12 protein-coding genes are annotated in these 12,684 nt (G+C 64.5%); 2 read left to right on the forward strand and 10 right to left on the reverse strand.

Annotated elements, in window-relative coordinates; translation table 11 throughout:
- Positions 1-153: 153 nt before the first annotated feature.
- Both AC1MGT_RS04195 and AC1MGT_RS04200 read left to right on the forward strand, forming a co-directional pair.
- On the forward strand, positions 154-2,226 hold the full coding sequence (locus AC1MGT_RS04195; RefSeq protein WP_499503130.1) for a PAS domain-containing sensor histidine kinase: 2,073 nt from the start codon (positions 154-156) through the stop codon (positions 2,224-2,226).
- Positions 2,227-2,318: 92 nt separating this feature from the next.
- A complete protein-coding gene (locus AC1MGT_RS04200; protein WP_499503131.1) occupies positions 2,319-3,326 on the forward strand; it encodes an SDR family oxidoreductase in 1,008 nt (335 codons plus the stop codon).
- Here AC1MGT_RS04200 and AC1MGT_RS04205 read toward each other — a convergent pair.
- The 10 genes from AC1MGT_RS04205 to AC1MGT_RS04250 all read right to left on the reverse strand — a co-directional run bounded on the left by AC1MGT_RS04205 (position 3,323) and on the right by AC1MGT_RS04250 (position 12,682).
- Positions 3,323-4,981 carry a choice-of-anchor I family protein gene (locus tag AC1MGT_RS04205; RefSeq protein ID WP_499503132.1) on the reverse strand — a complete coding sequence of 553 codons (1,659 nt, stop codon included), beginning with the start codon at positions 4,979-4,981 and terminating at the stop codon, positions 3,323-3,325. The two genes, AC1MGT_RS04200 and AC1MGT_RS04205, sit on opposite strands and share 4 nt — an antisense overlap.
- 93 nt (positions 4,982-5,074) lie before the next feature.
- On the reverse strand, positions 5,075-5,764 hold the full coding sequence (locus tag AC1MGT_RS04210; RefSeq protein WP_499503133.1) for an RNA pseudouridine synthase: 690 nt from the start codon (positions 5,762-5,764) through the stop codon (positions 5,075-5,077).
- Complete coding sequence (ltaE, locus tag AC1MGT_RS04215; protein ID WP_499503134.1) at positions 5,761-6,795, reverse strand: low-specificity L-threonine aldolase; 1,035 nt, start codon at positions 6,793-6,795, stop codon at positions 5,761-5,763. The genes AC1MGT_RS04210 and ltaE overlap by 4 nt, the downstream gene beginning before the upstream one ends.
- 8 nt (positions 6,796-6,803) lie before the next feature.
- Positions 6,804-7,688, reverse strand: a complete 885-nt coding sequence (locus AC1MGT_RS04220; protein WP_499503135.1) for a class I SAM-dependent methyltransferase — start codon at positions 7,686-7,688, stop codon at positions 6,804-6,806.
- Between the two features lie 5 nt (positions 7,689-7,693).
- The gene (gene fdx, locus AC1MGT_RS04225; RefSeq protein ID WP_499503136.1) at positions 7,694-8,035 is read right to left on the reverse strand and encodes an ISC system 2Fe-2S type ferredoxin; all 342 of its coding nucleotides are present in this window, start codon (positions 8,033-8,035) and stop codon (positions 7,694-7,696) included.
- A gap of 42 nt (positions 8,036-8,077) precedes the next feature.
- Complete coding sequence (gene hscA / locus AC1MGT_RS04230; RefSeq protein ID WP_499503137.1) at positions 8,078-9,967, reverse strand: Fe-S protein assembly chaperone HscA; 1,890 nt, start codon at positions 9,965-9,967, stop codon at positions 8,078-8,080.
- Positions 9,968-10,083: 116 nt separating this feature from the next.
- A complete protein-coding gene (hscB, locus tag AC1MGT_RS04235; protein ID WP_183555378.1) occupies positions 10,084-10,599 on the reverse strand; it encodes a Fe-S protein assembly co-chaperone HscB in 516 nt (171 codons plus the stop codon).
- A gap of 6 nt (positions 10,600-10,605) precedes the next feature.
- Positions 10,606-10,929 carry an iron-sulfur cluster assembly protein IscA gene (gene iscA, locus AC1MGT_RS04240; protein ID WP_183555379.1) on the reverse strand — a complete coding sequence of 108 codons (324 nt, stop codon included), beginning with the start codon at positions 10,927-10,929 and terminating at the stop codon, positions 10,606-10,608.
- Between the two features lie 53 nt (positions 10,930-10,982).
- Complete coding sequence (gene iscU / locus AC1MGT_RS04245; protein WP_332530981.1) at positions 10,983-11,378, reverse strand: Fe-S cluster assembly scaffold IscU; 396 nt, start codon at positions 11,376-11,378, stop codon at positions 10,983-10,985.
- Positions 11,379-11,425: 47 nt separating this feature from the next.
- On the reverse strand, positions 11,426-12,682 hold the full coding sequence (locus tag AC1MGT_RS04250) for an IscS subfamily cysteine desulfurase (protein WP_183555381.1): 1,257 nt from the start codon (positions 12,680-12,682) through the stop codon (positions 11,426-11,428).
- Between the last annotated feature and the right edge of the window lie 2 nt (positions 12,683-12,684).

A 12,684-nucleotide genomic window follows, 5' to 3' on the forward strand; every position in this document is an offset into this window, starting at 1 on the left:
CATGACCAGCGTGGCATCCACGCACCAACGCAATGATCGTCGCAACAAGGTGGCCAGGCTGTGACATCATGCGGGTCGCGAAATACCAATCAGCGCGAGTTTGCTTTGTCTTCTACCGCGCACCCCACGTTCTTAGAATCAGAATCAGCCAGCATGCCCGACACCCGTTTCCAGGCCCTGTTCGAACAGGCGCCAATCAGCATCCAGATCCTCGCGCCATCGGGGCGCACCACGCGTGTCAACAAGGCCTGGGAAAACCTGTGGCAGATCCACGAAGGCACGCCACTGATGGCGTATGTGCTGGGCGAGTACAACGTGCTGCACGACCCGCAACTGGCCGACAACGGCATCGCCGCGCTGCTGGCGCGGGCGCTGCAGGGAGAGCGGGTTGAATTGCCGGCGGCGCTGTACGACGTCAGCGCGCTCGATGGTCACGGTCCGAAGCGCTGGGTTACCGCGAAGGCGCGGCCGATCAAGGACAAGGACGGCAATACGCTCGAAGTAATGCTCATGCACGAGGACATCACCGAGCGCATGGCGGCCGACGGAGCGCTGCGCCTGCGCGAGCAGCGCTTCCGCTCGCTCGTGATGGCCACGTCGCAGATCGTCTGGTCGAATACTCCGGATGGCCGGGTGCTGGAAGACTCGCCGTCCTGGCGCGCCTATACCGGCCAGACCTACGACGAGTGGAAGGATTTCGGCTGGGTCGATGCCTTGCACCCCGACGACCGCGCACCGGCCCAGTCTCTGTGGCTGGCCTGCGTTGCCGCGCGCTCGGTGTTCGAGACGAAGTACCGGCTGCGCAGTGCCGACGGCAGTTACCGCTGGACCGCGGTCAAGGGCATCCCGATCCTGGCCGACGACGGCACGATCCGCGAGTGGATCGGCGCCAACAGCGACATCCACGACATGATCTCGGCCGAGCTCGAACTGGCCCAGCGGCTCGACCGCGAAAAACGCAACAGCGCCCTGCTGGCCAAGGTCGCGCAGGCAGCCCGCACGCTGCACACGGTGCTGGCGGCCGAAGACATCGCGCAGGCGCTGGTGACGGCCGTGCGCGACATCCTGCAGACCCACCAGGCGGTCGTCTCGCTGACCGAAGCGGGCGGCTGGACCCAGGCAATCAACGCCGTCTCGCTATCGGACAAGTACGCCGCTTACCGTGGCTACGATGCCAAAACAGATGGCTCCGGAATCTACGCGCAGGTGTGCCGCGACAACCGCGTGATGCGCCTCACGCAAGTGCAGCTCGAGGCGCATCCGGCCTGGCGCGGCTTTGGCGAGCATGCCGGTGCGCATCCGGTGCTGCGCGGCTGGCTGGCCGTGCCGCTGATCGACCGCATGGGCAAGAACATCGGCCTGATCCAGGCATCCGACCGGTTCGAGGGCGACTTCACCGACGAGGACGAAGCCATTCTCGTGCAACTGGCGTCGATCGCCGCGACCGGTTTCGAGAACGCGCGGCTGTACGGTTCGCTGCAGGATCAGGACCGCCGCAAGGACGAGTTCCTGGCCATGCTGGCGCACGAACTGCGCAACCCGCTCGCGCCCATCGCCGCAGCGGCAGAGATGCTCAAGTTCGGCACCGCCAACGAAGAGCGGGTACGGCGCTCGAGCGAAGTGATCAGCCGCCAGGTGCGCCACATGACGTCGCTGGTCGATGACTTGCTCGACGTGTCGCGCGTGACCCGGGGCCTGATCAAGCTGGACCGGGCGCTGCTCGACCCGATGCAGCTCGTGGCCAATGCCGTCGAGCAGTCGCAGCCGTTGATCACGGCGCGCGGCCATACCCTGAGCGTGACGGGCGACGCCGCCGGCGCCCACATTGCCGGCGACGCGCACCGCCTAGTCCAGGTGCTGGCCAACCTGCTCAACAACGCAGCGAAGTACACGTCCCATGGCGGACGCATCGAGGTAACGGTGGCGCGCGAACCGGACACTGTGGCGATTACCGTGCGCGACAATGGCGTTGGCATCGATGCGTCGCTGTTGCCGCGCATGTTCGACCTGTTCACGCAGGCCGAACGCTCGCCGGACCGGGCCCAGGGCGGCCTGGGTATCGGGCTGGCGCTGGTCAGGAGCATCATCGACCTGCATGGCGGCGACGTCATCGCCGCCAGTGACGGTATCGGCCGCGGCAGCACGTTCACGGTCCGGCTCGCGATTGCCGACACGGTCACCGGCGCCGTCGATGCGACGGACGCGCTGCGCTTGCAACAGCGTTAACTTGTCACGCGGAATTCGAAATACGTCGTCGCGGAAATACCCCAATAATTGAACGGTCTACGAACTCGTCAATTATTGAATAAGGGTACGCCATGCACCAATCACATCTTCGCGTCGTCATCATGGGCGGCTCCAGCGGCATCGGCGCCGCCACTGCCATCGCCTTCGCCCGCCAGGGCGCCCATCTCGTGCTCGGCGCCCGTGGCAAGGAAGGCCTCGACGACGTCGCCCGGCGCTGCCGCCAGGCCGGTGGCCATGCCGACGTGCTGGTCGTCGACGCTACCGATGCCGACGCCGTGGCCGCGTTTGCGCAGGATGCACGCGACCTTCTCGGCCAGATCGACCTCTGGTTCAGCAATGTGGGCAGTGGTGTCGTCGGCAAGTTCGCCGATGTGCCGATCGCGCACCACCGCCAGGTGATCGAGACCAACCTGATCACGCACATGAACGACGCGCACGCCGTGATCCCGATTTTCCTGGAACAGGATTACGGCATCTGGGTCAACATGATTTCGTCGGGCGGCTTCGTCGCCACCCCGTACGCAGCGGCCTACGGCGCCAGCAAGTTCGGGCTGCGCGGCTTCAGCGAGGCGCTGCGCGCCGAACTGGGCAAGAAGCGCGACATCCACGTGTGCGACATCTACCCGTCGTTCGTCGACACGCCGGGCTTCAAGCACGCCGCCAACTATACGGGCGCCAAGCTGTCGTATCCGCCGGGCGTGCTGGCCCCTGAAAAAGTGGCCAACGCCGTCGTCGCCCTCGTGCGCAAGCCGCGCGCCGTCACGCTGCTGGGCGCGCCCGACGTGACGAAAAAGCTCACGCAACTGGCGCCCGACCTGCTGGCATCCGGCATGAACCGCTTCATGGAAACCTGGGCCAAGCGTGCTGACCCGACCGAAGACACGGTGGGCGCGCTGTACGAGCCGCAGCAAGGCGCCAGTGGCGTGCACAGCGGCATGGTGAAGCGCCCTGCCCCTGCCCGGCCACGGCGCGACGTTCAGCCAGCTGCGCCCTCGAATGACCGCACGCTTGCCGTGGGCGCCGCGTTGATCGCGGCCGCCATCGGTGTCAGCCTGCTGGGCAAACGCTCTGACAATTAATACGTCAGATTGACCTGCATGACGGCAGTCGTTCCGCTGACCTCGTTACCGACGATCAGCAACGGCTTGCCGTTGGGTGACTTGTGTGCCGGGATGAATGTCAAGCCTTCCGGTCCCAGGTCGCCCTTGTCGCCATCACGCGTGTTCAGGTAGGTCACGAACGATGCCGACGCCGGTTTCGTGATGTCGTAGACCATCACGCCGCCGATGCGCTCCAGGCCGACGAACGCATACTGCTTGTCGCCGAACTTGCCGACCACGACGCCTTCCGGCTCCGGGCCTTTCGAGCCACTGCGGTCTTCGAGATTGTTGTTGTCGTTGCTGGCGTTGAAGCGCGCATTCGTTAGCGTGCTGGTGCGGCGCTCGAACTCGTCGCCCGAATCGTAGACGCGCTTGATATCGGTGTCCCAGATCGAGAATGAACGGCCGCCAAACGTGTACAGCTCGGTGCATTGGCCGGCGGCGTTCTTGCCGGTCATGCCGCCACCGTTGGGCGTCGTCGTCACGCGCAGCCGGCCCAGGTTCGAATCGAACGTCGCGTTGCCGGCGTTCGGGAACACGCTCGGGTCCAGCCCTGCCGTGCAATGGGCGCGGATGCGCGTCTCTTCATTGAAGCCCGGCCAGTCGGCGCGGGCGTCGCCTTCGTTTGCAGTCAGCAGGTAATGCTTGCCGTCGACCGTGTAGCCGGCAATCGCGTCCGGCAGATACATGCCCTTGACTGGCTGCGGGCCGATCTTCGTGGCCGGCGTGCCGCTGTTGGTATTGGTGCCGCCATCTTCGTCCGATGCGTCCAGACCGAAGCCAGCAACGTTGTGGTCCTTGAAGCCGAGCGGCTTGATCGACGTGACCTTCGCGCTTGCCACGTCGACGATGGCAATGGCATTGTTTTCCTGCAGCGTGACCCAGGCCTTCTTGCCGTCTTCGCTGACGGTGATGTATTCCGGCTCGAAGTCCTGCGCCGCGCTGGCATTGGGGCCAAAGATGCGGATGCCCTGCGCGCGCAGCGCCGTTTCCTGGCCATTGAAGCTGCGAAAGTCAGCAGTGGCGACACTTGGCGCGCCGCCGCGATTCACGGTGATGATGCTGACCGCGCCTTCCGGATCGCTGGTACCGGCCACGCCGTAGCCGCTTGGCTCGCCTTCATTCGCGACCAGCACCTTGCTGCCGTCCGGCGTGAACACCAGCATGTCGGGCAGCGCGCCAACCTTCACGCTGTTGATCAGCTTGAGGTCGGCCGCATTGTAGAACGCCACGGTGCCGGGGTCGGTCTTGACCGCCGCTTCGATGGCAAGTGCGACCAGGCCGTCATGCACGGCGACGCTGTTGACGGCCTTGCCGAGGCCCGCCACGCTGATCGTGCCCAGCAGCTTGGGCGCATTCGGCGCGCTCAGGTCCAGCACGTCGACGGTGCCATTGGCGCCGTTGACGACGAACAGGCGCTTGCTGGCCGCATCGTAGGCGGTGATTTCGGCCGCGCCAACGGCGCCGCCGTTGTAGCTGCCGATTTTTTCCAGCGTCAGCGTGGTGGGCGTCGGTTCGTCGTCATGGTCGCCGCCGCAGGCTGCGAGCGTGCAGGCCAGCGCAATCGTGGCAATCATCGGAAGGTAGCGGGTGGTAGCAGGGGCAGCAGGGGCAGCAGGGGCGCGGTGCAGCATGATGGTCGGTTTTCCAGGGATGAAAAACCGCCAGCATAGGACGCGTCGATGACACCAGCATGACATGTCATCAACACGTTCCCCGTCACGGGATCAGAACTGGTCGGTGTCGCGCAGGAAGCGCCAGCCGCCGGCCGGCATCGGGCCCATCGAGATGCGGCCGATGCGCAGGCGGCGCAATGCGGTCACGCGCAGGCCGACGTCGCCGCACAGGCGCTCGATCTGGCCGCGCTGGATGTTCTTGCCGGCGATGCGCAGGCGCTGCTCGCTTTGCCAACTGGCCTTGAACATGCGGCCGAGTTTGGCCATGCCATTGTCGGCGATCTGGCCGTCGACCTCGACGACGTATTCGGACTCGTTGCGCGATGCATCGTCGACCAGCTTGCGGATCACGCGGAAATCCTGGCTGAACACGATCAGGCCCGAGGCCATGGTCTCGAGCGGTGTGGCGGCCGTGGTCTTGAACAGGTGCCGCCGCAGGAACGGCTTGCCGCGCCCGTGTTCCAGTACCTGGTTCTCGGAGGTGATGCTCGCGAGCGCCGCCTCGATTTCCATACCGGCCGGCTTGTGCATCAGGATCGTCACCGGATCCGGTTCAACGGGCGTCGCGCCCGGCAGCAGCTCGACCTTTTGTTCCGGCGTGACGCGGGTGGCAGGATCTTCGGCCACGGTGCCATCGACGCTGACCCAGCCGCCGGCGATATAACGCTCGGCATCGGCGCGCGAGCACCCTGCCACGTCGGCCACGCGCTTGGCCAGGCGGATTGCTTCTTCAGTTGTCATGCACGCCAATCAGTAAAAAATGCGGTGAAGACGTCGACCGTGCGCTGGACATCGCGCGCGGAGACATCGAGGTGCGTCACGAGACGCATTCTGGGGCCGACCGTGGCGCGGATCTGCGCCCGTTCGAGCGCCGCGCGCAGCGGTGCGCAGGCGGCAGCCGGCACGTCGATCCAGAAGATATTCGTTTGCGGGGTGCTGACGGTGAGCGCCGGGATCAGGGCCAGGCCACGCGCCAGTTCGGTGGCGTTGTCATGGTCCTGCGCCAGCAGCGCGACATTGTGTTCGAGCGCGTAGTGCGCGGCGGCGGCGATCACGCCGGCCTGGCGCATGCCGCCGCCCAGCATCTTGCGCCAGCGCTTGCCCTGCTCGATGAAGGCCTTGGGGCCCAGCAGCACCGAGCCGACCGGCGCGCCCAGGCCCTTGGACAGGCAGACCGACACAGTGTCGAAGCCCTTGACGGCGTCCGCAAGGCTGATGCCCTGCTTGACGGCGGCATTGCAGATGCGCGCGCCGTCCAGGTGCGTGGCCAGGCCCTTCTCGTGCGCCAGCGTCGTGGCCGCAGCCACGTACTCCTGGCTCAGCACACGGCCGCCGATCGTGTTTTCCAGCGCCAGCAGGCGGGTGCGCGCGAAGTGCATGTCGTCGGGCTTTATGTAAGCCTCGATGTCGGCAAGCAGGATCGAGCCGTCCGGCTGGTTGGCAATCGGCTGGGGCTGGATACTGCCCAGCACTGCGGCGCCGCCGCCTTCGTACTTGTAGGTGTGCGCTTCCTGGCCGACCAGGTATTCGTCGCCGCGACCGCAGTGCGTCATCAGGGCGATCAGGTTCGTCTGCGTGCCACTCGGCGCGAACATGCCGGCCTCGTAACCGAACAGCTCCGCCGCATAATCCTGCAGGCGGTTGACCGTGGGGTCGTCGCCATACACATCGTCGCCGACGTGGGCAGCCACCATCGTGGCGCGCATCGCGGCGCCCGGCTGCGTCACCGTATCGCTGCGCAGGTCGATCCAGCCTTGCGTGTTGTCGCTCATGCTTGTTGTCACTCCGTGGTGGCGGCTTGTGGGGCGTAGAAACGTTCGGTCATCTCTGCCAGGCCCAGTTCGCCCAGCACCTCGTGCAGGCGTTCGGTCGGGCGGCGGCGCGGCAGGTTCTTGTAGGTGGCGATGATCAGTTCGTTCTTCATCGAGTGCTCCCAGCCCACCAGCTCGGTCACGGTGACCTGGTAGCCATGGGCCTCGAGCTGCAGGCAGCGCAGCACATTGGTGATCTGGCTGCCGAATTCGCGCGTGTGGATCGGGTGGCGCCAGATTTCGGTCAGCGCGTTGCGTTTCACGTCCTTGCCCTTGTTCTTGCGCAGGACAGTGGCGACTTCGGCCTGGCAGCACGGCACCAGCACCATGTGCTTCGCGTTCTTCTTCAGTGCAAAGTCGATGGCGTCATCGGTGGCGGTATTGCAGGCGTGCAGCGCGGTGACGATGTCGATCGATTCAGGGAGCGCGCTCGACGTGGTCGATTCGGCCACCGACAGCGGCAGGAACGACATGCCCTTGAAGCCCAGGCGCGCGGCCAGCTCGGTCGATTTGGTGACCAGCTCTTCGCGCGTCTCGATGCCGTAGATGTGCGAGCCTTCGCCTTGGGCTTTCACGAACAGGTCGTACAGGATGAAGCCGAGGTAGGACTTGCCGGCGCCATGGTCGACCAGCGACACACTGCCCTTCGCCCCCTGCACATCGCGCAACAATGGCTCGATGAAGTTGTACAGGTGGTAGACCTGCTTGAGCTTGCGGCGGCTGTCCTGGTTCAACTTGCCGTCGCGGGTCAGGATGTGCAGCTCCTTGAGCAGCTCGATCGACTGGCCCGGGCGAACCTCGGGTGGCAGCTCCGGCGCAGCCGGGGCTTTCTTGACGTTCTCGACACGCTTCATGAAGATCAGTGGTTCTTTTCGGCGGCGTGGTTGATCGTGTACTTCGGGATCTCGACGACGAGGTCTTCGTCGGCGACAATCGCCTGGCACGACAGGCGCGAATTGGGCTCCAGGCCCCAGGCCTTGTCGAGCATGTCTTCTTCCTGCTCTTCTTGTTCGTTCAGCGAATTGAAACCTTCGCGCACGATCACGTGGCAGGTGGTGCAGGCGCAGACGCGGTCGCAGGCGTGTTCGATGTCGATGTCGTTTTCGAGCAGGACGTCGCAGACCGATTTGCCGCTAGGCGCGTCAAGCACGGCGCCTTCTGGGCACAGCACTGGGTGGGGGAGGATGACGATTTGTGGCACTTGGGTTACCTCGGTTGATTGTTGTAGTTTACGGTGTGCGGATCAGATTTCGTCCAGCGACTTGCCCGACAATGCCTTGCGCACGCTCTTGTCCATGCGGCGCGCCGCGAATTCTTCGGTGCCGTGCGCCAGCGCCTGGACCGCATCGTGTACCACGTTCTGGCGCAGGCCCGGTTCGAGCGTGGTGTCGTTCGACATCGCCACCGCGTCGCGCACCATTTGCAATTGCCCGGCAATCGTGGCCTGCTCGTCGGGCGACAGCAGATCGGTATCGCTGTCCAGCGCCGACTGCGTCGCCAGCAGGATGCGCTCGGCCTCGACCTGCTCTTCGCGTAGCGCGCGCATCTGCATGTCGCTCGAGGCCGACGTGTACGAATCCTGCAGCATGCGCGCCACCTGGTCGTCCGCCAGACCGTACGACGGCTTGACCGTGATCGATGCCTCGACGCCCGAGCGCATTTCGCGCGCGGCCACCGCCAGCAAGCCATCGGCGTCGACCTGGTAGGTCACGCGGATGCGCGCCGCGCCGGCCGCCATCGGCGGGATGCCGCGCAGCTCAAAGCGCGCCAGCGAACGGCAGTCCGACACCAGCTCGCGCTCGCCCTGCACCACGTGCACTGCCAGCGCCGTCTGGCCATCCTTGAAGGTCGTGAATTCCTGTGCGCGCGCGACCGGAATCGTCGAGTTGCGCGGAATGATTTTTTCGACCAGGCCGCCCATCGTCTCGATACCGAGGGACAGCGGGGTCACGTCCAGCAGCAGCCAGTCTTCGCCGTCGGCGCGGTTGCCGGCCAGCAGATTGGCCTGGATCGCCGCGCCCAGCGCTACCACGCGGTCCGGATCGATATTGGCATGCGGGATGGTCTGGAAGAATTCCGACACCGCCCGGCGCACATGCGGCATGCGCGTCGCGCCGCCGACCATCACCACGCCGTCGACGTCTTCGACGCTTGTGTCGGCATCGCGCATCGCCTTGCGGATCGCATTCATCGTCTTGCCGACCAGGTGCTTCGTGATCTCGACAAACTCGGTGGCCGTGATCGTGACCTGCACCAGCTCGCCCGATTTCAGGATCGCCTCGATCGTCGTTTCTTCATTCGTCGACAACAGTTCCTTGGCCTGGCGGGCCTTGACCATCAACGTTGCGGTGTCCTGGTCCGACAGCGGCGCCAGGCGCGCTTTTTCCATGATCCAGCAGAACAGTCGATGGTCGAAATCGTCGCCGCCCAGGGCCGAGTCGCCACCGGTGGACAGCACTTCGAACACGCCTTTCGAGAGCTTGAGGATCGAGATGTCGAACGTGCCGCCGCCCAGGTCGTAGACGGCGTACACGCCTTCCTTGCCCTGGTCGAGGCCATACGCGATGGCGGCGGCGGTCGGCTCGGACAGCAGGCGCAGGACGTTCAGGCCGGCCAGCTGGGCCGCATCCTTGGTTGCCTGGCGCTGTGCATCGTCGAAGTACGCCGGCACCGTGATCACGGCGCCAACGAGGTCGTCGCCGAGCGAATCTTCGGCGCGCTGGCGCAGCGTGGCCAGGATCTGGGCCGAGATTTCGACGGGGCTTTTCACGCCGGCGACGGTGTTCAACTGAACCATGCCCTCGCCATCGACGAAGTCGTACGGCAGGTTTTCTGCGTGCGTGATGTCTTTGAGGCCACGGCCCATGAAGCGCTTGACCGAAACGATCGTGTTCTTCGGGTCGGTGGTCTGGTGCGCGCGCGCCTTGTGGCCGATGTGGGCATGGCCGTTGTCCAGGTAGCGCACGATCGACGGCAGCAGCGAGCGGCCCTCCTCGTCGCTGAGCACTTCAGGGCTGCCGCTGCGAACGGTGGCGACGAGCGAATTGGTGGTGCCCAGGTCGATGCCCACGGCCAGGCGGTGCTGGTGCGGGGCGGTGGACATGCCGGGTTCGGCGATTTGGAGGAGTGCCATAGTCGTGATACCAGTGTTATTTTTGCGTGCCGGGACGGTGCGGACGCTATTTTACGCGTACGGCCGGAATAGCGGGGCGTGGACGACACCGCCGCCCACGATGAAGAGCAGGAAGGTTATGCCTCGATCGCTTCGAAGGCGTACTGCACTTCGTCGCCGAACTTGTCGAGGAACATCAGCGAGCGCACGCCCTGCGCGGCAGCGGCGTAGTCGCCCGCATCGAGCTGCTGGCCAACGGTGACCAGCATCTGCTTGCGTTCGGCCCGCACCTGCGCATCGAGGGCGTCGAGCGCGGCAGCATCCTTGCCAGCACGCGCATCGCCAAGTTCTTCGCGCCATTCCATCTGCTGCATCAGGAACGCGGTGGGCATCGCGGTATTCGATTCGGTCTGCAGGTCGACGCCGTTCAGCTCGCATAGATACTGCGCGCGCTTTTGCGGATTGCGCAGGGTCTGGTAGGCGTCGTTGGCGCGCGTGGCCCATTGCATCGCGACGCGTTTTTCGCCGTCGCTGCTGCCGACAAAGCGGTCAGGATGGACACGGCCCTGGATCTCGCGGTAGGCGGCATCCAGGGCGCTCTGGTCGACCTCGAAGCGGGCCGGCAGTTGAAACAGTTCGAAGTGATTCTGCATGCGCGATCAGATGCGGAAGCTCTCGCCGCAGCCGCAATTGTCCTTGACGTTCGGATTATTGAAGCGGAAGCCCTCGTTGAGGCCTTCGCGGGCGAAATCGAGCTCGGTACCGTCGATGTACGGCAGGCTTTTCGGGTCAACGAATACCTGCACGCCATGCGATTCGAAGACGCTGTCTTCGTTGGCGCTTTCATCGACGTACTCGAGCTTGTAGGCCAGGCCGGAGCAGCCGGTGGTGCGCACACCGAAACGCAAGCCAATGCCCTTGCCCCGGCGTTCGAGGTAACGGTTGACGTGCTTTGCAGCTTTTTCGGTCAGGGTGATTGCCATGTTGTGCTTCTCCAGCTCAGTTCTATTACCAGGGATTACGCTGCTACCAGGGATTACGCTGCTGCTTTGTCGGCGTGCTTTGCCTTGTAGTCGGCCACAGCGGCCTTGATCGCGTCTTCTGCCAGGATCGAGCAGTGGATCTTGACTGGCGGCAGTGCCAGCTCTTCAGCGATCTGCGTGTTCTTGATGGCCAGTGCTTCGTCCAGGCTCTTGCCCTTGACCCACTCGGTGATCAGCGAGCTCGATGCGATGGCCGAACCGCAGCCATACGTCTTGAACTTTGCGTCTTCGATCAGGCCCTGGTCGTTGACCTTGATCTGCAGCTTCATGACGTCGCCGCAGGCCGGCGCGCCGACCATGCCGGTGCCGATGTCATCGTCGCCCTTGTCGAACGCGCCGACGTTGCGTGGGTTTTCGTAGTGGTCCAGTACTTTGTCCGAATATGCCATGGTGATGCTCCAGTATGTTTAGAAAATGCGCGCTCGGTATGAGCAGATCAGTGTGCAGCCCACTGGATCGAGCTGATGTCGATCCCGTCCTTGAACATGTCCCACAGCGGCGACAGTTCACGCAGCTTGCCAACTTTGCTCTTGAGCAGGTTGACGGCAAAATCAATTTCTTCTTCGGTCGTGAAGCGGCCAATCGAGAAGCGGATCGAGCTGTGCGCCAGCTCGTCGCTGCGGCCCAGGGCGCGCAGCACGTACGATGGTTCCAGGCTGGCCGAGGTACAGGCCGAACCGGACGACACGGCCAGGTCCTTGATCGCCATGATCAGGGACTCGCCTTCGACATAGTTGAACGAGACGTTCAGGTTATGCGGCACGCGGTGGTCCATGTCGCCGTTGATATAGACTTCTTCGATCTCCATCAGGCCACGGGCCAGGCGATCGCGCAGTGCGCGCACGCGTGCCAGCTCGCTGTCCATCTCGACCTTGGCCAGGCGGAATGCTTCGCCCATGCCGACGATCTGGTGCGTCGGCAGCGTGCCCGAACGCATGCCACGCTCGTGACCGCCACCGTGCATCTGCGCTTCGAGGCGCACGCGCGGCTTGCGACGCACGTACAGGGCGCCGATGCCTTTCGGGCCATAGGCCTTGTGCGCGGTGAAGGTCATCAGGTCGACCTTCAGGACTTCGAGGTTGATCTCGACCTTGCCAACGGCCTGGGCCGCGTCGCAATGGAAGATGATGCCCTTCGAGCGCAGCAGTTCGCCGATTTCGGCGATTGGTTGCACGACGCCGATTTCGTTGTTCACGAACATGACCGACACGAGGATCGTGTCAGGGCGGATCGCCGCTGCCAGCTGCTCGACGGTGATCAGGCCGTTGGCCTGCGGCTCGAGGTAGGTCGCTTCGAAGCCGACGCGTTCGAGTTCGCGCACGGTGTCCAGCACGGCCTTGTGCTCGGTCTTGACCGTGATGATGTGCTTGCCCTTGGTCTTGTAGAACTGGGCCGCGCCCTTGATCGCCAGGTTGTTGCTTTCGGTCGCGCCGGAGGTCCAGACGATTTCGCGCGGATCGGCACCGATGATCGCGGCGACGTGGCCGCGTGCTTCTTCGACGGCCGCTTCGGCGTTCCAGCCGTAGGCGTGGCTGCGCGACGCAGGATTACCGAACTGCTCGCGCAGGAACGGGATCATCTTGTCGGCGACGCGTGGATCGACCGGCGTCGTGGCCGAGTAATCCATGTAGATCGGAAAATGGGGAGCTGGCGCGAAGCTTTGCTCGGTGGTCTTGTCCATAGGCGCGTTCATCT

The organism is Telluria sp. BA11 (assembly GCF_056680305.1).

Excerpts from the sequence above, each read along its gene's own strand:
- AC1MGT_RS04205 (WP_499503132.1), bottom strand. The coding sequence starts at position 4,981 with ATGCTGCACCGCGCCCCTGCTGCCCCTGCTGCCCCTGCTACCACCCGC.
- hscA (WP_499503137.1), bottom strand. The coding sequence starts at position 9,967 with ATGGCACTCCTCCAAATCGCCGAACCCGGCATGTCCACCGCCCCGCAC.
- AC1MGT_RS04210 (WP_499503133.1), bottom strand. The coding sequence starts at position 5,764 with ATGACAACTGAAGAAGCAATCCGCCTGGCCAAGCGCGTGGCCGACGTG.
- hscB (WP_183555378.1), bottom strand. The coding sequence starts at position 10,599 with ATGCAGAATCACTTCGAACTGTTTCAACTGCCGGCCCGCTTCGAGGTC.
- ltaE (WP_499503134.1), bottom strand. The coding sequence starts at position 6,795 with ATGAGCGACAACACGCAAGGCTGGATCGACCTGCGCAGCGATACGGTG.
- iscU (WP_332530981.1), bottom strand. The coding sequence starts at position 11,378 with ATGGCATATTCGGACAAAGTACTGGACCACTACGAAAACCCACGCAAC.
- iscA (WP_183555379.1), bottom strand. The coding sequence starts at position 10,929 with ATGGCAATCACCCTGACCGAAAAAGCTGCAAAGCACGTCAACCGTTAC.
- AC1MGT_RS04195 (WP_499503130.1), top strand. The coding sequence starts at position 154 with ATGCCCGACACCCGTTTCCAGGCCCTGTTCGAACAGGCGCCAATCAGC.
- AC1MGT_RS04200 (WP_499503131.1), top strand. The coding sequence starts at position 2,319 with ATGCACCAATCACATCTTCGCGTCGTCATCATGGGCGGCTCCAGCGGC.
- AC1MGT_RS04250 (WP_183555381.1), bottom strand. The coding sequence starts at position 12,682 with ATGAACGCGCCTATGGACAAGACCACCGAGCAAAGCTTCGCGCCAGCT.
- AC1MGT_RS04220 (WP_499503135.1), bottom strand. The coding sequence starts at position 7,688 with ATGAAGCGTGTCGAGAACGTCAAGAAAGCCCCGGCTGCGCCGGAGCTG.